At 69.6% G+C, this 18,463-nt stretch carries 18 protein-coding genes and 1 tRNA gene; 18 read left to right on the top strand and 1 reads right to left on the bottom strand.

The window, feature by feature from the left end:
- Positions 1 to 77: 77 nt before the first annotated feature.
- Positions 78 to 272 (top strand): helix-turn-helix transcriptional regulator, encoded by a 195-nt coding sequence (locus ACGFNU_RS23335; protein WP_392596732.1) that lies wholly within the window; start codon positions 78 to 80, stop codon positions 270 to 272.
- Positions 269 to 1,636 carry a tyrosine-type recombinase/integrase gene (locus tag ACGFNU_RS23330; protein ID WP_392596730.1) on the top strand — a complete coding sequence of 456 codons (1,368 nt, stop codon included), beginning with the start codon at positions 269 to 271 and terminating at the stop codon, positions 1,634 to 1,636. Before ACGFNU_RS23335 ends, ACGFNU_RS23330 begins: the two co-directional genes overlap by 4 nt.
- Positions 1,637 to 1,768: 132 nt before the next feature.
- Here the strand turns inward: ACGFNU_RS23330 and ACGFNU_RS23325 are convergent.
- Positions 1,769 to 1,840 (bottom strand) — tRNA-Arg (locus ACGFNU_RS23325).
- Between the two features lie 131 nt (positions 1,841 to 1,971).
- On the opposite strand from ACGFNU_RS23325, the gene ACGFNU_RS23320 reads away from it, so the two are divergent.
- The 16 genes from ACGFNU_RS23320 (at position 1,972) to ACGFNU_RS23245 (ending at position 18,406) form a co-directional block, all read left to right on the top strand.
- On the top strand, positions 1,972 to 2,334 hold the full coding sequence (locus tag ACGFNU_RS23320) for a response regulator transcription factor (RefSeq protein ID WP_392597733.1): 363 nt from the start codon (positions 1,972 to 1,974) through the stop codon (positions 2,332 to 2,334).
- 21 nt (positions 2,335 to 2,355) lie between these two features.
- Positions 2,356 to 3,036 carry a DALR anticodon-binding domain-containing protein gene (locus ACGFNU_RS23315; protein ID WP_392596728.1) on the top strand — a complete coding sequence of 227 codons (681 nt, stop codon included), beginning with the start codon at positions 2,356 to 2,358 and terminating at the stop codon, positions 3,034 to 3,036.
- Positions 3,033 to 4,424, top strand: a complete 1,392-nt coding sequence (lysA, locus tag ACGFNU_RS23310) for a diaminopimelate decarboxylase (RefSeq protein WP_392596727.1) — start codon at positions 3,033 to 3,035, stop codon at positions 4,422 to 4,424. Before ACGFNU_RS23315 ends, lysA begins: the two co-directional genes overlap by 4 nt.
- 160 nt (positions 4,425 to 4,584) lie before the next feature.
- The gene (locus tag ACGFNU_RS23305; RefSeq protein ID WP_392597731.1) at positions 4,585 to 5,871 is read left to right on the top strand and encodes a homoserine dehydrogenase; all 1,287 of its coding nucleotides are present in this window, start codon (positions 4,585 to 4,587) and stop codon (positions 5,869 to 5,871) included.
- 164 nt (positions 5,872 to 6,035) lie between these two features.
- The gene (thrC, locus tag ACGFNU_RS23300; protein ID WP_392596725.1) at positions 6,036 to 7,106 is read left to right on the top strand and encodes a threonine synthase; all 1,071 of its coding nucleotides are present in this window, start codon (positions 6,036 to 6,038) and stop codon (positions 7,104 to 7,106) included.
- Positions 7,103 to 8,149, top strand: coding sequence for a homoserine kinase (gene thrB, locus ACGFNU_RS23295; protein ID WP_392596723.1), 1,047 nt, complete (start codon positions 7,103 to 7,105; stop codon positions 8,147 to 8,149). Before thrC ends, thrB begins: the two co-directional genes overlap by 4 nt.
- Positions 8,150 to 8,608: 459 nt before the next feature.
- Complete coding sequence (gene rho, locus ACGFNU_RS23290) at positions 8,609 to 10,681, top strand: transcription termination factor Rho (protein WP_392596722.1); 2,073 nt, start codon at positions 8,609 to 8,611, stop codon at positions 10,679 to 10,681.
- Between the two features lie 252 nt (positions 10,682 to 10,933).
- On the top strand, positions 10,934 to 12,268 hold the full coding sequence (locus tag ACGFNU_RS23285) for a sensor histidine kinase (protein ID WP_392596720.1): 1,335 nt from the start codon (positions 10,934 to 10,936) through the stop codon (positions 12,266 to 12,268).
- A gap of 182 nt (positions 12,269 to 12,450) precedes the next feature.
- On the top strand, positions 12,451 to 13,098 hold the full coding sequence (locus ACGFNU_RS23280; RefSeq protein ID WP_392596719.1) for a response regulator: 648 nt from the start codon (positions 12,451 to 12,453) through the stop codon (positions 13,096 to 13,098).
- A gap of 201 nt (positions 13,099 to 13,299) precedes the next feature.
- The gene (rpmE, locus tag ACGFNU_RS23275; RefSeq protein ID WP_392596717.1) at positions 13,300 to 13,524 is read left to right on the top strand and encodes a 50S ribosomal protein L31; all 225 of its coding nucleotides are present in this window, start codon (positions 13,300 to 13,302) and stop codon (positions 13,522 to 13,524) included.
- Positions 13,525 to 13,651: 127 nt separating this feature from the next.
- On the top strand, positions 13,652 to 14,719 hold the full coding sequence (gene prfA, locus ACGFNU_RS23270; RefSeq protein ID WP_392596716.1) for a peptide chain release factor 1: 1,068 nt from the start codon (positions 13,652 to 13,654) through the stop codon (positions 14,717 to 14,719).
- Positions 14,716 to 15,576: a peptide chain release factor N(5)-glutamine methyltransferase gene (gene prmC, locus ACGFNU_RS23265; protein WP_392596715.1), complete on the top strand. Its 861-nt coding sequence runs from the start codon at positions 14,716 to 14,718 to the stop codon at positions 15,574 to 15,576. The genes prfA and prmC overlap by 4 nt, the downstream gene beginning before the upstream one ends.
- 20 nt (positions 15,577 to 15,596) lie before the next feature.
- Positions 15,597 to 16,415 carry an L-threonylcarbamoyladenylate synthase gene (locus tag ACGFNU_RS23260; RefSeq protein WP_392596714.1) on the top strand — a complete coding sequence of 273 codons (819 nt, stop codon included), beginning with the start codon at positions 15,597 to 15,599 and terminating at the stop codon, positions 16,413 to 16,415.
- Positions 16,416 to 16,603: 188 nt separating this feature from the next.
- Positions 16,604 to 17,065, top strand: coding sequence for a hypothetical protein (locus tag ACGFNU_RS23255; RefSeq protein ID WP_392596712.1), 462 nt, complete (start codon positions 16,604 to 16,606; stop codon positions 17,063 to 17,065).
- A gap of 27 nt (positions 17,066 to 17,092) precedes the next feature.
- Entirely contained in the window at positions 17,093 to 17,503 is a 411-nt protein-coding gene (locus tag ACGFNU_RS23250; protein WP_392596710.1) for a hypothetical protein, read from the top strand.
- A 174-nt stretch (positions 17,504 to 17,677) separates the two neighbouring features.
- Entirely contained in the window at positions 17,678 to 18,406 is a 729-nt protein-coding gene (locus tag ACGFNU_RS23245; protein ID WP_392596709.1) for a BTAD domain-containing putative transcriptional regulator, read from the top strand.
- Positions 18,407 to 18,463 lie beyond the last annotated feature (57 nt).

Genomic DNA, 18,463 nt, shown 5'->3' with positions numbered 1-18,463 from the left:
CGCCCAAGCCACCACGCACGCCGCTGGCCAACTCCCCCCGACCGATCACACCCGCTTTGCAGAGGTGAAATCCCGCCATGGCGAGTAGGTCAAAGACGTGGATCACGGTCCCCGAGATCCTCGAAGAACTCGACATCACGCGCCGGACGTGGCAGCGATGGCGCGTCCTCGGCAAGACGCCACCATGCACCGTCCTGCCCAACCGCAAACTCCGAATTCGCCGAGTGGACTTCGAGAACTGGCTTTCCAGCCTTGAAGAGAGGGCCGCGTGAACAAGAGCTACGACGTCCGATTCTGGAACGTCACCGTTAAGAAGGGCAGGAAAAGGCCCTACGTCCTGCGCTGGCTCGTGGGCGGCAAGGTCCAAACCAAGCCGTTCACCGTGCGGGAACTCGCAGACAGCTTCAAGTCGGAACTCATCCAAGCCGCCCGGCGAGGCGAGGCATTCGACATCGAGAGCGGTCTTCCCGAGTCGATGATCCGCGCGGCCCTGTCCGTGAGTTGGTATCAGCACGCACGGGACTACGTAGACGACCGATGGGACAAGGTGTCTGCCAAACAGCGAATCTCGATCGCTGAAACGCTCACCGCCGTAACCGTAGCCCTGACGTCCAACCACAAGGGCGCGCCGGACTCCGAGACGCTGCGAAACGCACTCCGGCGCTGGGAGTACAACAAGACTCGGCGCGAGGCTAACCGGCCCGCCGAGGTGACCGCCGCCCTGAATTGGGCGCGTAAGGTCTCCGTGCCCTTGGCTGATCTCGCCGAGTTCGAGGGCATCACACTGGCCCTCGGCGCGTGCGCTCGAAAGCTCGACGGCACCCCCGCCGCGCCGAGTTACTACACCCGGCGCCGTCGCGTTCTCTACAACGTGCTCAAATACGCCGTTCAGCGGAAACGCCTGGCGGCAAACCCCATCGACGGTCTCGACTGGAAGCCGACCGAAGATGACGAAGTGTGGGAGGAGGTAGATCCTGCCGTCGTCCCGGCGCCGCGCCAGATGACGGAATTGCTGACGGCGGTCAGCTACGCTGGCCCTCGGCGCGGCCCGCGAATGGTGGCGTTCTTCGCCTGCGTCTATTACGCGATGATGCGGCCCGGTGAAGTCGTCTCGCTACGGGAAACTGACTGCGAGCTCCCCGCGACAGGATGGGGACGACTGAGGCTCGCTGGTTCCAAACCATCCGTCGGAACGGAATGGACCGATTCGGGGGAGTACCACGATGACCGCGGGCTAAAAGGCCGGAACCGCAAGGCCACGCGGCCCGTACCGATCCCGCCGGAACTGGTCCGGATCCTGCGAGACCACATCAACCGGTACGGCGTCGCTCCGGACGGCCGACTGTTTCGCACGGAACGCGGGGGAGTGCTGCTCCCGTCCGGCTACGGGCGCACATGGCACAAGGCGCGAACGCTGGCCCTGACACCCGCGGAGGAGGCGTCGAGTCTGGCCCGACGCCCGTACGACCTCCGGCATGCTGGCGTCTCGCTCCGGCTCAACGCCGGCGTCCCGCCTACGCAGGTCGCCGAGTGGGCCGGCCACAGTGTCGAGGTGCTCTTGAAGATCTACGCCAAGGTCATTGCAGGCCAAGACCGCGTATGGGAGGGGCTGATAGACGACGCCCTCGACGGCTGAGGGCTGGAACACAAATGGAACACGCGCCGTGGCATACGGCGTCCCAGGGTGGCATCTGATGTCACATTGCCCATGAACCCAGACAGCCGGTTTCCGCAGGTCAAACGCGGGAACCGGCTGATCGTTTAGGGGTGCCCCCTGCAGGATTCGAACCTGCGCACACGGCTCCGGAGGCCGTTGCTCTATCCCCTGAGCTAAGGGGGCGTCGCGCTGAGCTCGCTCGGCGCGAGATGAAGGCTATCAGGGTTCGGGGGCTTGCGCGCACCTGGGCGTTCGTTGTGCGTTGCTGTGTGGAGTCGACTAACTTCGACGCCGTGACCGAGCCACTGGGACGCGTGCTGGTTGTCGACGATGACGAGGTGATCCGGCAACTCATCGCCGTGAATCTGCAGCTTGAGGGGTTCGAGGTGACGACGGCGGTCGACGGGCAGGACTGCCTCGAGAAGGTGCGGGACATCCGGCCCGATGTGATCACCTTGGACGTGATGATGCCGCGGCTGGACGGGTGGGTGACGGCGGTGCGGCTGCGGGAGGACCCGGAGACCGAGCATGTGAAGGTCGTCATGATCACCGCGCGGGCGCAGGAGCATGATGTGCGGCGGGGGCATGAGATCGGTGTGGACGCCTATGTGACCAAGCCGTTCGACCCCAATCAGCTGATCCAGACGGTGCGCAAGCTCGCGGCGTTGTCCAGATAGTGGTCGGATAGTCTCACCAGGGTGACCCCAGCCGATGTCAGCAGTGCCATCGCGCGTGCCGTCGGCGTGCGTGATGTGCCGTTGAGCTGCCTGGGGCCGGGCACCTATGGCAGTCCGGTGGCCTTGCGGCTGGGGCTCGATGTCGAGGGTGTCGCGGAGCGGGTGCGCACGGAGCCGGGGATCTTGGGGGTTGAGACCTCCGGGGGGTTCCTGACGGTTTCGGTGGGGGTCGCGGAGACCGTTCAGGGTGTTCTGCGTGCGGGCGATGCCTATGGGGTCGCTGAGGTGCCCCATGGGGGGTGGCACGATCGGCCGCGGACTTTTGAGAATCCTGGGTTTCGCGTGCGTTATGCCTATGCGCGAGCCTGTTCTGTGGGGCGGCGGGCCCGGGATCTTGGGGTTTCGCGGGGAGCGGCCGAGGGGCTGGGGGCCGAGGAGCTCTTGGTGGTGGGGGTTCTCGGGGATCTTCCGGGCCGTGCTTCGCAGGCTGGGAGAGAGGGTCATGCCTCGGCTTTGGTGAAGTGTCTTGAGCGGCTGGCCGACGCTTTTCATGGTGCGTACGAGCGGTGTCCGGCGCTGCCCAAGGGCGACGAGAAACCCGGGGCGGTGCACGGGGCCAGGGTCACTCTGGCGGAGGCCGCGCGCATCGCCCTCGGAAATGGCCTGAAGATGATCGGTGAGACCCCTAGAGAGCGGATATGAGCAGAGTTCACCCGGCCGGGCCCCGGCACGCGGACGTGTTGCCCGAAGACCACCCGATGCCGCCGGCGCAGGACCTGAACGCTTTGGAGCCGAGCGTTTGGCCGCGCGGCGCCAAGCGGGAGGAGGGCGTGCTGAATGTCGGCGGGATCGACGTGCGGGATCTCGCGGCTGAGTATGGGACGCCTCTCTATGTGTATGACGAGGACGACGTACGGGCGCGCGCGCGGGAGTACGCGGCGGCGTTCCATGACGGCGACGTCCACTACGCGGGCAAGGCCTTTCTGTGCACGGCCGTGGCCAAGTGGCTGAACGAGGAGGGCCTCGGCCTGGACGTGTGCAGCGGGGGAGAGCTCGCGGTGGCTCTGGCCGCGGGTTTCCCGGTGGAGAAGATCACGCTGCACGGCAACAACAAGGCGCCTTGGGAGTTGGAGCGTGCTTTGGAGGCCGGCGTCGGGCGGATCGTCCTCGACTCGTTCGAGGAGATCGCGCGGCTCGGGTTCCTCGCGCGCGAGCGGGGCGTCCGGCCCAAGGTCATGATCCGCGTGACCACGGGCGTCGAGGCGCATACGCATGAGTTCATCGCGACCGCCCACGATGACCAGAAGTTCGGGTTCTCGCGGAGCTCGGGCGCGGCCCTGGAGGCGGTGCGGCGCGTCCTGCAGCTCGACCAGCTGGAGCTCGTGGGGCTGCACTCCCACATCGGGTCGCAGATCTTCGAGACGGACGGCTTCGAGGTCGCCGCGCACCGGCTCGCCGAGCTGCTCGTCGCGATCCGGGACGAGCACGGGATCGAGCTGCCCGAGCTCGACCTCGGCGGCGGCTACGGCATCGCGTACGTGCCGGGGGACGAGCCGCACGACCCCAAGGCCATCGCGGACGGGCTGTGGGCGATCGTGGCCCGCGAGTGCAAGGCGTACGAGCTGAGCATGCCGCGCCTGACCGTTGAGCCTGGGCGCGCCATCACCGGCCCTGGCGGAGTCACGCTGTACGAGGTCGGCACCGTCAAGGACGTCGAGGGCCTGCGGACGTACGTCTCGGTGAACGGCGGGATGAGCGACAACCTGCGCACCGCCCTCTACGGCGCCGAGTACACCTGCGTGCTGGCCAGCCGGACGTCCGACGCCTCGCCTATGCTCAGCAGACTTGTCGGTAAGCACTGCGAAAGCGGCGACATTGTCGTGCGCGACCTCTGGCTGCCCGAAGATCTTGCGCCGGGGGACCTGGTGGCGGTCGCGGCGACCGGTGCGTACTGTCGATCGATGGCCAGCAACTACAACTACGTCCCCAAGCCCGCCGTGGTGGCGGTCAAGGACGGCACGTCGCGGATCATCGTCCGCCGCGAGACCGACGACGACCTGTTGCGGCTCGACGCCGAGGCGGGCGTGTGAACACCGGGCGCGGACGTGACGGCACCTGGCGCGGGCGTGCGGACGCCGAGCACGGGCTCGACGGCGCCGGGCGCGGGGGCGTGAAAACGGAGGTAGGAGCGTGAAACCCGAACGGGCGCCGAAACCCGGCCGGGCGCTGAAACCCGGGGCGGCCCTGCGGGTGGCGCTGCTGGGCTGCGGCGTCGTCGGCACCGAGGTCGTCCGGCTGCTGAGCGAGCAGGCGGCGGACCTCGCCGCGCGCGTCGGCGCCCCCCTGGAGCTGGCCGGCATCGCGGTGCGGCGCCTGGACCGGCAGCGCGAGGGCGTGGATCCGGCGCTGCTCACCACCGACGCGCACACCCTGGTCACCCGCGACGACGTCGACATCGTCATCGAGGTGATCGGCGGGATCGAGCCCGCCCGGACGCTCATCCTCGAGGCCATGAAGGCCGGCAAGTCGGTGATCAGCGCGAACAAGGCGCTGCTGGCCGAGGACGGCGAGACGCTGTTCGCGGCCGCCCGTGAGTACGGGGCCGACATCTACTACGAGGCCGCCGTGGCCGGGGCGATCCCGCTGCTCCGCCCGCTGCGCGAGTCGCTGGTCGGTGACCATGTGCACCGGGTGCTCGGCATCGTCAACGGCACCACCAACTACATCCTCGACCAGATGGACGCCCACGGCGCCGGGTTCAACGACGCACTGGAAGACGCCCAGGCGCTTGGGTACGCCGAGGCCGACCCGACCGCCGACGTCGAGGGCTTCGACGCGGCGGCCAAGGCGGCGATCCTGGCGCAGCTCGCGTTCCACACCCGCGTGACCGCCGCCGACGTGCACCGCGAGGGCATCACCGAGGTCACCGCCGCCGACGTGTCCGGCGCCCAGGAGATGGACAGCGTGGTCAAGCTGCTGGCCATCTGCGAACGCGTGCCGTCCGAGGACGGGCGCAACGGGCGCGGCGTCTCCGTGCGCGTCCACCCGGCCATGATCCCCCGGTCGCATCCCCTGGCGAGCGTCCGCGAGGCGTACAACGCGGTGTTCGTCGAGGCCGAGTCGGCGGGCTCCCTCATGTTCTACGGCGCGGGTGCGGGCGGCGCGCCCACGGCGTCGGCCGTGCTGGGCGACCTGGTCGCCGTCGCCCGCAACCTGGTCGGCGGCACGTCCGGACCGGTCGAGGTGACGTACGCGCAGCTGCCCGTTCTCCCCATGGGCGAGACGGTGACGCGCTACTACATCCAGCTCGACGTAGCCGACCGTCCCGGCGTCCTGGCGACGGTCGCCGAAGAGTTCGCCCGCCACGACGTGTCCATACGTTCCGTGCGCCAGGAGGGCATGGGCGAGGACGCCCAACTCGTGGTGGTGACGCACCGTGCCTCGGACGCGGCGCTGACTGCGACGGTCGAAGGGCTCCGCAACCTGGAGATGGTCCGCGAGGTGGCGAGCGTCATGCGCGTCGAAGGCGACGAATGATCGGCCGCAAGGCGACGAACGACTGGCGCACAGCCGCCATCACACGAATGACGTGGCCGTCACTCGCCCGTCCCACGGGTTGAGACCACTGCCGCGCGGGACGGAATCGTCCCGGACGCACCGGTAGAATCCGCACAACATCGCAGGTCATCGAGGAGACGACTGTGAACGCGACCGCTCGCCGTGGCTGGCGTGGATTGATCGAGGAGTACCGCGACCGGCTCCCGGTGACGGATCAGACCCCCGTGGTCACGCTGCTGGAGGGCGGCACGCCGCTGGTGCCCGCCAACCGGGTGTCCCAGCTCACCGGCTGCGAGGTCTACCTCAAGGTCGAGGGCGCCAACCCCACCGGTTCGTTCAAGGACCGCGGGATGACGATGGCGATCAGCAAGGCCGCCGAGGACGGCGCCAAGGCCGTGATCTGCGCGTCCACCGGCAACACCTCCGCCTCGGCCGCCGCCTACGCGGTACGGGCCGGGATGACCTGCGCGGTGCTCGTGCCGCAGGGCAAGATCGCGATGGGCAAGCTCGCGCAGGCCCTGGTGCACGGCGCGCGGCTGCTCCAGGTCGACGGCAACTTCGACGACTGCCTCGAGCTGGCCCGCAGGCTGTCCACCGACTACCCGGTGGCCCTGGTCAACTCGGTCAACCCGTATCGCTTGCAGGGCCAGAAGACCGCCGCGTTCGAGATCGTCGACGCGCTCGGCGACGCGCCGGACGTCCACTGCCTGCCGGTCGGCAACGCGGGCAACATCTCGGCGTACTGGATGGGATACAAGGAGTACGCCGCCGACAACGCGTCCTCACGTACGCCGCGCATGCTCGGCTTCCAGGCCAGCGGCGCCGCTCCGTTCGTCAAGGGCGAGCCGGTGCTCAAGCCGCAGACCATCGCCACCGCCATCCGCATCGGCAACCCCGCCTCCTGGGACCTGGCGATCGCCGCGCGCGACGAGTCCGGTGGCGCCATCGAATCCGTCACCGACCGGCAGATCCTGCGGGCCTACCGGATGCTGGCGTCCGAGGAGGGCGTGTTCGTCGAGCCCGCGTCCGCCGCGAGCGTGGCCGGGCTGCTCCAGGCCCACGAGCAGGGAGTCGTCCGGCCCGGCTCCAAGGTCGTCTGCACGGTGACCGGAAACGGCCTCAAGGACCCGGACTGGGCGATCTCCGGCGCGCCCGCCCCGACCACGGTCAAGGTCGACGCGCACGCCGCCGCCTCCGCGCTGGGCCTCACATGACCCCAGAGCACGACGAGGACGACGAGCGCGACCCCTCACACGGCCCCTCACCAGGACGGACCCCACACGACCCCTCAACTGGCCAGACGCCCTCCTGGGCGGCCGAGCCGGTGCTCGTCCGCGCGCCGGCGACCAGCGCCAACCTGGGGCCGGGGTTCGACTCGCTGGGGCTCGCGCTGAGCCTGTACGACGACGTCGAGGTCGCGGTGACCAGTGGCGGCCTGTCCATCGAGGTCGAGGGCGAGGGCACCGAGGTCGCCGACCGCGGCGAGCGCCATCTGATCGTCAAGGTGCTGCGGCGCTGCTTCGATCTCATCGACGAGTTGGCCGGGTCCGGCCTCGGCCGGCCCGTTCCCGGCCGGCCGCTCGGGCAGCCGCCGGGGCTCGGCCTGCGATGTACGAACCGGATCCCGCACAGCCGCGGCCTCGGCTCGTCCTCGGCGGCGATCGTCGCCGGCATCACCGCCGCCCGCGCCCTGCACCCGTACGGGAAGCTCCTCGACGACGACGGCGCGCTGCGGCTCGCCACCGAGATCGAGGGCCACCCCGACAACGTCGCGCCCTGTCTCGCCGGCGGGCTGACCATCGCCTGGACGACCGGCGACGGGCCCAAACTCGTCCGGCTCGACCTGAAACGCCAGGTCGTGGCCTTCGTCCCGGACCAGCGCCTCGCCACCGAACGGGCGCGCGGGCTGCTGCCGGACGCCGTGCCGCACCGGGACGCCGCCGCCAACGCGGGCCGCGCCGCGCTGTTGATCGCGGCACTGAACGAGGGACTCCCGCAGGACGTACTGCTGGACGCGACCGAAGACCGGCTGCACCAGGACTACCGGGCGCCCGCCATGCCCGAATCCGCTGCGCTGGTCGCCCGCCTGCGCGCGAACGGAGTGCCGGCGGTGATTTCCGGGGCAGGTCCTACTGTCCTGGCCTTCACAACCGCATCACAAGTTGATTCGATAGGCCCGGAAGTGGGTAATGGCTGGCACATACACCCGCTGAACGTTGCCCCCCACGGCGCCTGCGTTCGGCTCGACGGTGCGTAGGTCCGGTCCTTGGGATGTCCCGCGTGAGCGGGAGTTGGTGGAGTGCTCCGGCCAGGTGCAATGATCCAGCTAGGTAAAATGCGAAGACATCGACCTCTGGGGAATAGCAGTGCGCCCTGGTGATGTTAGGCTGAATGCCGCACCAGATGCCCCACTCGGGGCTGTGTGCTCGTCAGCCACGCGTCGCCTGTTCGACCTTTCGGTCGTGTCGGTCCCGCGTACTAGGCTCCCCGACACCGTGACATCCCGTTGTCAGGCATTCCAGCGAAACTACGGACGTAGCGGTACGGGGGACACGCGCGAGCGAACCGTCCCGACCACCATCTGGCTGTGCCCAGAAATCGCCGATCGCGACCCCATCGTGATCAGCGGAGCCCGACCCGGCGCCCCCGCCGGGCCGCATCACCGGGTTGCTTGGCCGACCGCCGGCCTACGCCCGCTCCCTGGGAAGGACCCTTAGTGAGCGAATCCAGCGAACTCCTTACGGACGCATCGAGCACGGCACCAGCCGCCGAGGCCGCGGAGGCCGGTGGCGCGCAGGCTGCCACCCCCCGGCGTCGCCGGACTGGCACCGGCCTGTCGGCCATGGTGCTGCCCGAGCTCAAGGCGCTCGCGTCCAGCCTCGGCATCACCGGCACGACCGGGATGCGCAAGAGCCAGCTCATCGCAGCCATCCAGGAGAAGCAGGGTGGCGCGGGGCAGGGCTCGGCCGGGGGCGAGCAAGGAGCCGCTGCCACGGTCAAGGCCGAGCGCCCGCGCCGCACCCGCGCGGCCGCGGCCAAGCGAGAGGCCGCCGACGACCAGGTGACCATCCCGGACACCGCCCCGGTCATCGACAAGGCCGGCAAGAGCGAGAAGACGGACAAGAGCGGCAAGGGCGCCAACGACAAGGCGGCCGACCGGCCCGAGCGCGGCGAGCGCCAGGCCGACCGCGGCGAGCGTGGCGGCAGCGGCGGTGGCAAGGCCGAGGCGTCGGGCAACGACGACGGCGAGAGCCAAGGCCAGAGCCAGGGCGGCCGCGAGAGCGGCGGCCGCGACGGCGGTCGTCAGCGCAGCCGCAACGGCCGCGAGCGCGGTGAAGGTCGCGAGCGTGGTGAGCGCGGCGAAGGTCGTGAGCGTGGCGAGGGCCGTGAACGCGGTGAGCGTGGCGAGGGCCGCGAACGCGGCGAGGGCCAGGGTCGCGGCGAGCGCGGGGACCGGGGCGAGCGCGGCGACCGCGGTGACCAGCAGGGCGGGCGCCAGCGCGGCCAGGGCGGTCAAGGCGGCCAGGGCGGCGGCGGCCAGGCCGATGACGACGAGAGCGGCGGCAGGGGCCGGCGCGGCCGCCGGTTCCGCGAGCGCAACCGCGGTCGCGGCCAGGGCCGCGACCGTTACGAAGAGCCGGTGATCAGCGAGGACGACGTCCTCATCCCGGTCGCGGGCATCCTCGACATCCTCGACAACTACGCGTTCGTCCGCACCACGGGCTACCTGCCCGGCCCCAACGACGTGTACGTCTCGCTGGCCCAGGTCCGCAAGAACGGCCTGCGCAAGGGCGACGTGATCACCGGTGCGGTCCGCCAGGCCCGCGAGGGCGAGCGGCGCGAGAAGTTCAACGCGCTCGTCCGCCTCGACACCGTGAACGGCATGGAGCCCGACCAGGCCAAGGGCCGCGTCGAGTTCTCCAAGCTGACCCCGCTGTACCCGCAGGAGCGGCTGCGCCTGGAGTCCGACCCGGGCGTCCTGACCACGCGGATCATCGACCTCGTGTCGCCGATCGGCAAGGGCCAGCGCGGTCTGATCGTCTCGCCGCCCAAGGCCGGCAAGACCATGGTGCTCCAGTCGATCGCCAACGCGATCACCAAGAACAACCCGGAGTGCCACCTGATGGTCGTCCTGGTGGACGAGCGTCCGGAAGAGGTCACCGACATGCAGCGGTCGGTGAAGGGCGAGGTCATCCACTCGACCTTCGACCGTCCCGCCGAGGACCACACCACCGTCGCCGAGCTGGCGATCGAACGTGCCAAGCGCCTGGTGGAGCTCGGCCACGACGTGGTCGTCCTCCTCGACTCGATCACCCGCCTGGGCCGCGCGTACAACCTGGCGGCGCCCGCGTCGGGCCGCATCCTGTCCGGTGGTGTCGACTCGACCGCGCTCTACCCGCCCAAGCGGTTCTTCGGCGCGGCGCGCAACATCGAGAACGGCGGCTCGCTGACCATCCTCGCCACCGCCCTGGTGGAGACCGGATCCCGCATGGACGAGGTCATCTTCGAGGAGTTCAAGGGCACCGGCAACATGGAGCTCAAGCTCAACCGCCAGCTCGCCGACAAGCGGATCTTCCCCGCGGTGGACGTCGACGCGTCCGGCACCCGCAAGGAAGAGATCCTCATGGCACCGGAAGAGCTGCGCGTCGTCTGGCAGCTGCGCCGTGTCCTGCACGCCCTCGACACCCAGCAGGCGCTGGAGCTCCTCCTGGAGAAGATGAGGGAGACCAAGTCCAACGCCGAGTTCCTGCTCCAGGTCCAGAAGACCACCGTCTCCGACGACCGATGAGCTGACACTCCGAGCCTCGAAGCCCGAGGCCGCTGAATCACCGACGCCCCTGCCCCCGGATACCTCCGGCGGCAGGGGCGTCGTTTCACGTTTGAACCTGAACGGTGTCAGCGTGTGGTTCGAGGATGAGCAGCCGTGAAAGCCATAAAACTGGTGCTAGCCCTACCTTCGGTCGGCGGTGGACCGGATGGTCCGGGGGAGGGGGCTGGACCAGGCTGGAGTCGTACGGTGGACTCGGCATGGAGGGACGATGTGGGCGAGCTGAGGGGTGCCGCCTCGGGCGGGACGACGCGTGAGGTGAACGTGGCGGACGGATCGTGGCGGCCGCTGGCGATGGTCCGGTCGTCGCTGTCGTGGCGTTCGGCGATCTATCTGGCCGTGAGCCTGGCGTTCGGGCTGGGCTGGTTCGTCGTGCTCACGGTGGGGCTGGCGCTCTCGTTCGGCCTGCTGATCATCTGGGTGGGCGTCCCGCTGGGGCTGCTGCTGATGATCGCGTGGCGCGGTGGGGCGATGCTGGAGCGGCTGCTGGCGAAGGCCGCGTTCGGCGTCAGCATCCCGACTCCGTATCGGCGGATGCCGAAGGGCGGCAATCCGCTGCGGAAGGTGCGGGTGATGGCCGCCGACCCGGCGACCTGGAAGGACTTCGCCTATCTGGCGCTGCTGTTCCCGATCTCGCTGGCCGAGTTCGTGGTGTCGGCGATGGTGTGGACGGCGACCGTGACGTTCCTCTTCCTGCCGGTCTGGACCCTGGCCGACGGCGGAGTGGAGATCAACTTCGGGTTCTGGGCCTACTGGGCGGGCAATCCGCTGACCGCGCTGCCCTGGTCGGTGGTGGGGGCCGGATTCCTCCTGCTGGCGTTGTACGTGACGCGGGTGATGGCCATCGGGCACGCCTTCTACGCGCGGATGCTGCTCGGCCCGAGCCGTTCCCAGATCGAGAACCGGGAGCTGCGGGCCCGCACCGAGCACCTTCAGGCCAGCCGGGCCCGGGGCGTGGACGCGGTGGAGGCCGAACGGCGCCGGATCGAGCGTGATCTGCACGACGGCGCCCAGCAGCGGCTGCTGGCCGTGGCGATGGACATCGGACGGGCGCGGGCCAAGCTGGAGGACGACCCCGACGGTGCGCGGTCGCTGATCGAGCAGGCGCACGCGGGCACGAAAGAGGCCATCTCGGAGCTGCGCGATCTGGCTCGGGGAATCTACCCGGCGATCCTCACCGACCGGGGGCTGGACCCGGCCCTCTCGGGGCTGGCGGGCCGCGCGCCGGTGCCGGTCGAGGTGGACGTCGACCTGCCCGAACGTCCGCCGGCCGCGGTCGAGAGCATCGCGTACTTCATCGTGGCCGAGTCGCTGGCCAACATCGCCAAGTACGCGCGCGCCACGCGCGCCTCGGTACGGGTCGTCCAGGAGGAGAACTGGGTGGTCGTCGAGGTGATCGACAACGGTGTGGGCGGCGCGGTCGCGCAGCCCGACGGGGGGCTGGCCGGCCTGGCCGACCGCGCCGCCACCATCGACGGCATGCTCATCGTGGACAGCCCGCCCGGCGGTCCCACGATCATCCGCGCCGACCTGCCCTGCTCCTGGTAGGCCCCGCTCCTGGCAGGCCCGCTCCTGGCAGGCCCGCTCCTGGCAGGCCCGCTCCTGGCAGGCCCGCTCCCCTCCGGCGGACCCGGTTCCGGTGGACCGGTTCTCGGAAGGCCCGCAGAATGATCAAGGCTCGTCCGGCAGACGGAGGCCCGTGGGCCGGACGAGCCCCGATAATGGGGGGCATGCGGGTGGTGATCGCCGAAGACTCGGTGCTGTTGCGCGAAGGGCTCGTCCGGCTGCTCGGGGACGCCGGGATCGAGACGGTGGCCACGGTGGGGGACGGGCCGAGCCTGCTCGGGGTCGTCCAGGAGCACGCTCCGGACCTGGCGATCGTCGACGTGCGGATGCCGCCGTCGTTCACCGACGAGGGTCTCCGGGCGGCGCTGGCGGTCCGGGAGAGCCGCCCGGGCACGCCGATCCTCGTCCTCTCGCAGTACGTGGAGGAGCGGTACGCGACCGATCTCATCGGCGGCGGCACCGAGGGTGTCGGCTACCTGCTCAAGGAACGTGTCTCCGATATCGAGGAGTTCATCGCCGCCGTGCGGCGGATCGCCGCCGGCGGCACGGTGATCGACCCCGAGGTGATCGGCCAGCTGCTGGGACGGCGCCGGGCCGGAGACCCCCTGGCGGCCCTCACGCCGCGCGAACGCGAGGTCCTGGGCCTCATGGCCGAGGGACGCTCGAACGCGGCCATAGCGCGGCAACTGGTCGTCTCGGACGGCGCCGTGGAGAAGCACATCTCCAACATCTTCGCCAAGCTCACGCTCCCGCCCACCGGCGATGATCATCGCCGCGTGATGGCCGTCCTGACCTACCTCCGGGCAGGTTGACCGGGCCGGGCGCGGGGCCGGGGCGGGCTCGCGGGGTCATCCGGGCAAGATCGGGAATGCCCGGTGACCTCGGCACGTTCGGGTATCTGGCACACTTGGAGTGCAACCGCTGCGGTACCGGTTCACGCTTCCCACATCTCCCGCGCATCGAGCGCGCGAGTCCGGGGCGCCCGGCGACCGCCGAACGGCGAGGAGAAACCCATGAAGCCCGACATTCACCCGAACTACGTCGTCACGACCGTGACGTGTACGTGCGGCAACACCTTCGAGACCCGCAGCACCGCCGAGAACGGCGTGATCCACGCCGACGTGTGCTCGAACTGCCACCCGTTCTACACGGGCAAGCAGAAGATCCTCGACACCGGTGGCCGCGTGGCCCGCTTCGAGCAGCGCTTCGGCAAGGGCAAGAAGGCCGACAGCAAGTAAGACCTCCGCTTTGCAGCGTTCGAGGCCGGCCCGGGGACCTTGAGTCCCCGGGCCGCTCGAAGTTGACGAGGCGGCCGCCGCAGCGGCGGCCGGAGCCGCACCGCGGACACCGGAGCAGGGAAAAGACGTGAATCTCGACGAGCTGATCAGCGAATACGCCGATATCGAGGGCCGGCTGGCCGACCCCGCCGTCCATGCCGACCAGGCCTTGGCGCGTCGGCTGGGCAAGCGTTATGCCGAGTTGCGGCCGATCGTCGAGACGTACCGGGAGCTGGGCACCACCGAGGACGACCTGGCGGCCGCGCGCGAGCTCGCCGGTGAGGACGAGGCGTTCGCCGCCGAGGCCACCGAGCTGGAGAAGCACAGGGAAGACCTCGAAGAACGGCTGCGCCGCCTGCTGATCCCGCGCGACCCGTCCGACGACAAGGACGTGCTCCTGGAGATCAAGGCGGGCGAGGGCGGCGAAGAGTCGGCGCTCTTCGCCGGCGACCTCCTCCGCATGTACCTGCGCTTCGCCGAACGCGTCGGCTGGAAGACCGAGGTCATCGACGCGCACCACTCCGACCTCGGCGGCTACAAGGACGTCACCGTCGCCGTGAAGGCCAAGGCCTCCCAGGAGGAGGGCGTCTGGACGCGCCTCAAGTACGAGGGCGGCGTTCACCGCGTGCAGCGCGTCCCCGCCACCGAGTCGCAGGGCCGCATCCACACCAGCGCCGTCGGCGTCCTCGTCACCCCCGAGGCCGAGGAGGTCGACGTCCAGATCGACCCCAACGACCTGCGCATCGACGTCTACCGGTCGTCCGGCCCCGGCGGCCAGAGCGTCAACACCACCGACTCGGCCGTCCGGATCACGCACGTGCCGACCGGCGTGGTCGTCTCGTGCCAGAACGAGAAGAGCCAGCTCCAGAACAAGGAGCAGGCGCTGCGCATCCTGCGGTCCCGGCTGCTGGCGATGGCGCAGGAGGAGGCCGAGGCCGCCGCGTCCGCCGAGCGCAAGAGCCAGGTCCGCACGGTCGACCGCTCCGAGCGCGTCCGCACCTACAACTACCCGGAGAACCGGATCTCCGACCACCGGGTGGGCTACAAGGCCTACAACCTCGACCAGGTCCTCGACGGCGACCTGCACAACGTGACGCAGGCCCTGGTCGACGCCGACATGGAACGACGCCTCGCGGAGGCGCAGCAGTCGTCATGAACCTGCTGCTCGACGAGATCGCCCGGGCCACCGCGCGGCTGGCCGACGCGGGCGCGGCGTCCCCCCGGGCCGACGCCGAGGAACTGGCGGCCGCCGTGCACCGCGTCAACCGGGCCGAGCTGCACACCGTCTCCGACGGCGCGTTCGACGCCCGCTTCTGGGAGTACGTGGCGCGCCGCGAGGCCGGCGAGCCCCTCCAGCACATCACCGGCCGCGCGTTCTTCCGCTACCTGGAGCTCAAGGTCGGGCCGGGCGTCTTCGTGCCCCGCCCCGAGACCGAGGTCATGGTCGGCTGGGCCCTCGACACCCTGCGCGACATGGACGTCCGGGACCCCCTGGTCGTCGACCTCGGCACCGGCTCGGCGGCCATCGCGCTGTCGATCGCCCAGGAGTCGCCCCGCGCGCGCGTGCACGCCGTCGAGAAGGACCCGGCCGCGTTCGCGCACGCCACCCGCAACATCGACGACCTGGACGAACGCGGCCAGGTCCGGCTCCACCTCGACGACTTCGCCGCCGCGCTGCACGAGCTGAACGGCACCGTCGACTTCGTCGTCAGCAATCCCCCGTACATCCCCATGAGCGAGTGGGAGTACGTGCCGCGCGACGTCCGCGACCACGATCCCGCCGACGCGCTGTGGGGCGGCGGTGACGACGGCCTGGACGCCATCCGCGTCGTCGAGCAGACCGCCCGCCGCCTCCTGCGCCCCGGCGGCTACGTCGCCGTCGAGCACAGCGATCTGCAGGGCAACGCCGTCTACTGGGTGTTCGCCGAGGAGAACGGCTGGCGCGACGTCCGCAACCGCCGTGACCTGACCAACCGGGACCGCTTCGTCACGGCCCGCCTGGGAACGGACTGATCCGTGGAAGGATGGCCATCGTGAGCCGACGCTATGACTGCTCCGAGCCGATGGAGCGCACCCGGGGGATCGCCGAGTCCGTCTCGGCCGTACGGCGCGGCGAGCTGATCGTGCTCCCCACGGACACCGTCTACGGCGTCGGCGCCGACGCCTTCACCCCCGCCGCCGTCACCGCCCTGCTCGACGCCAAGGGCCGTGGCCGCGAGATGCCCCCGCCCGTCCTCGTGGGCTCCGTACGCGCCGCGACCGCGCTCATCGAGGACCTCGGCACCTACGGCCAAGACCTGATCGACGAGTTCTGGCCCGGCGCGCTCACCCTCGTCTGCCGCGCCAACCAGAACCTCCTCTGGGACCTCGGCGAGACCAAGGGCACCGTCGCCGTCCGCATGCCCATGCACGAGCTGGCCGTCGAGCTCCTCAAGGAGACCGGCCCGCTCGCGGTCAGCAGCGCCAACGCCACAGGCAAGCCCGCCGCCCGCACCGTCGACGAGGCCGAGGAGATGCTCGGCGACGCGGTCTCGGTCTACCTCGACGCGGGCCCCTCCGGCCACGCCGAGGCGTCCACGATCGTCGACCTGACCGGCTCCATCCCCCGCCTCCTGCGCGCCGGCGCCATCCCCGAAGACAAGATCCGCTCCGTGGTGGGCGTCCTCCTCACCGACGAGGACGAAGACGAGGACCTGACCACCGAGCCGACTGACGCGTCGGCTGACGCCCCCCACGAGGAGTCGGAAAAGCCGTCCCTCACCAAGGACGAGCCGGCGGCGCCCTCTCTCGTCAAGGACGAGCCCGCTCCCGCCGAAGAGGGCCTCTCCCTCCGCAAGGACGACAACGCCTGACAGGCATCACCTGAGCCGCCCACGGAAATTCGTGGGCGGCCCTCGTCATCTGCGCCGGAGATGACCCGGAGAGAGGACGGAGAGACCCCGGAGACGACCCGGAGACGCCACGGAGACGCGCGTCTGATTTCCTCCGACCGCTCGTTCGGAGAAACCAGACGAAAGGAAGCGCAGCCGTGAATGTCAGCATGTCCCGAGCAGGTCGGTCGCTGGTCATCCTCAGCGCGGCCACCGCTCTCACCGCCGGCCTGGCGGCCCCCGCCGTCGCCTCCACGTCCGGCGACATCGCCCAAGCGCAGATCAAGGCCGAGAAGAGGAGGCCTTACAACGCCGGCAACAAGTACGGCGACTCGCGCGGATCTGTGATCTGGAACGACAACAAGTCGTTCCTCCCCAACTACCTCGCCATCGAAGGCAAGGTGCGCGACTTCCCCGGCACGTCCTCCGCCACCTACGTGTACCTGAGCTTCGACGTAGGCAAGGGCAAGAAGTGGAAGCACGAGAACAAGAAGGTCGCCACCGTCTACAACGGCAGGACGAAGTCGTTCAAGGTCTCGTACTTCTTCAAGAACAAGAAGTGGGCGAAGAACGCGAAGGTCACCGTGTGCACCAAGGCCGGAAAGAAGTGGGCCTGCGGCCGGCCGGGCTGATCGAGCATGAAACCACAGGGAGACGTCATGCGTAAGTGGGCTTCTGCCGCGGTCGTCGCCGCGGCCTCCGGTTCGATGATCCTGGGCCTGACCGCTCCGGCGCACGCCGCGAGCCGGAGCCGGCCGTACAACGCCGGGAACAAGTACGGAGACTCCGCGGGCACCGTCAAGTGGGGCACCGCCAAAAAGCGCGGCCACTACTACGTGCGGGTCGCGGGCAACGTCCGTGACTTCAAGCCGAACAAGACGTGGACCTACGTCTATCTCAGCTGGTACGTCGGCAAGAAGAAGCACAACCACCAGGTCATAAAGGTCAACAACGGCCAGGAACGCAACTTCACGTCCAAGGCCTACACCTTCAAGGGCAAGCCGAAGAAGGCGATGGTCACGGTCTGCACGGAGACCACCTGGAACTGGCAGTGCGGCCGCCCGGCCTGACAAGCCAGCCCGCCCCAACCGCCCCCGGAGCCAGCCCCCAGGCTCCGGGGGCGCTCCGCGTCCGGTCGGCGGAGATTTCTTCGAGATTCTTGATTTTGGAAGCAGCAGACTCGGGGGCTTGAGCATCTACTTCGCGTACGGGGTTCCAGAGGCCGGAGTGCTGCGGAGGATGCGATGGCGACGGGATGTCAGAGTGACGGGGGTTCGCTGGAGCTCATGCCGTCCGTGCGGTGTCACCTCGACGGGTTCGAGGTGCCGCTGACGGACGGGATGCGCTCTCTGGTCATCGCGGTGGCGCTGGAGGGGGACGGGCTGTCCCGGCGGGCACTCCAGGTTCGGATGTGGCCCGACCTGGAGACCTGTGGCGCGGCCAAGCGCCTGCGCCAGATGCTCTGGCGAGTGAAGCGTGAGACCGGCGACCGGCTGCTGATCGCCACGTCCGATTGCGTCCGGCTGGCCGAGAACGTCTCGGTGGACCTGCACGCGGCGGAACGTCGCGCGCGGGAGGTCGTCAACGGGACGCCCACGGCGACTGATCCGGCGGAATGGTTCTTTCTTGGGGAGGAGCTCCTGTCCGGGTGGCCGGACGAGAGCGTGTGGGAGGCCCGGGACCGCTGGAACCGTCTCCGGTTGCTTGCCTTGGAACGGCTTGCGGAACAGGCGTTGAAGGCAGGGGACTGCCCGACCGCCATCGAGCTTGCGAGCCTTGCGGTGAGCGTGGACGAGTTCAACGAGGTGCCTCACAGGGTGATGGCCGCCGCCTATCTCGCGCGAGGTGACCTGGCCGGCGCCTGGCGGGTCTTCACCAGGTTCCAGCAGTTGCTCCGGCGGGAGATGGGGCTGGAGCCGAGCGCGGCGTTCCGTGCTCTGATCGGAAGGAAGGCGGCGACGCGCAGCGCTTGACCGATTTCTGACCCGATGTCATTAGCCATGTGTTGACATAACGCGACTTGGGGTGCG

Origin of the sequence: Spirillospora sp. NPDC048911, from assembly GCF_043198015.1 — a bacterium.
GTDB lineage: Bacteria > Actinomycetota > Actinomycetes > Streptosporangiales > Streptosporangiaceae > Spirillospora.
The sequence above is the reverse complement of the archived record's forward strand: the minus strand, read 5'-3'. Positions and strand labels throughout refer to the sequence as shown.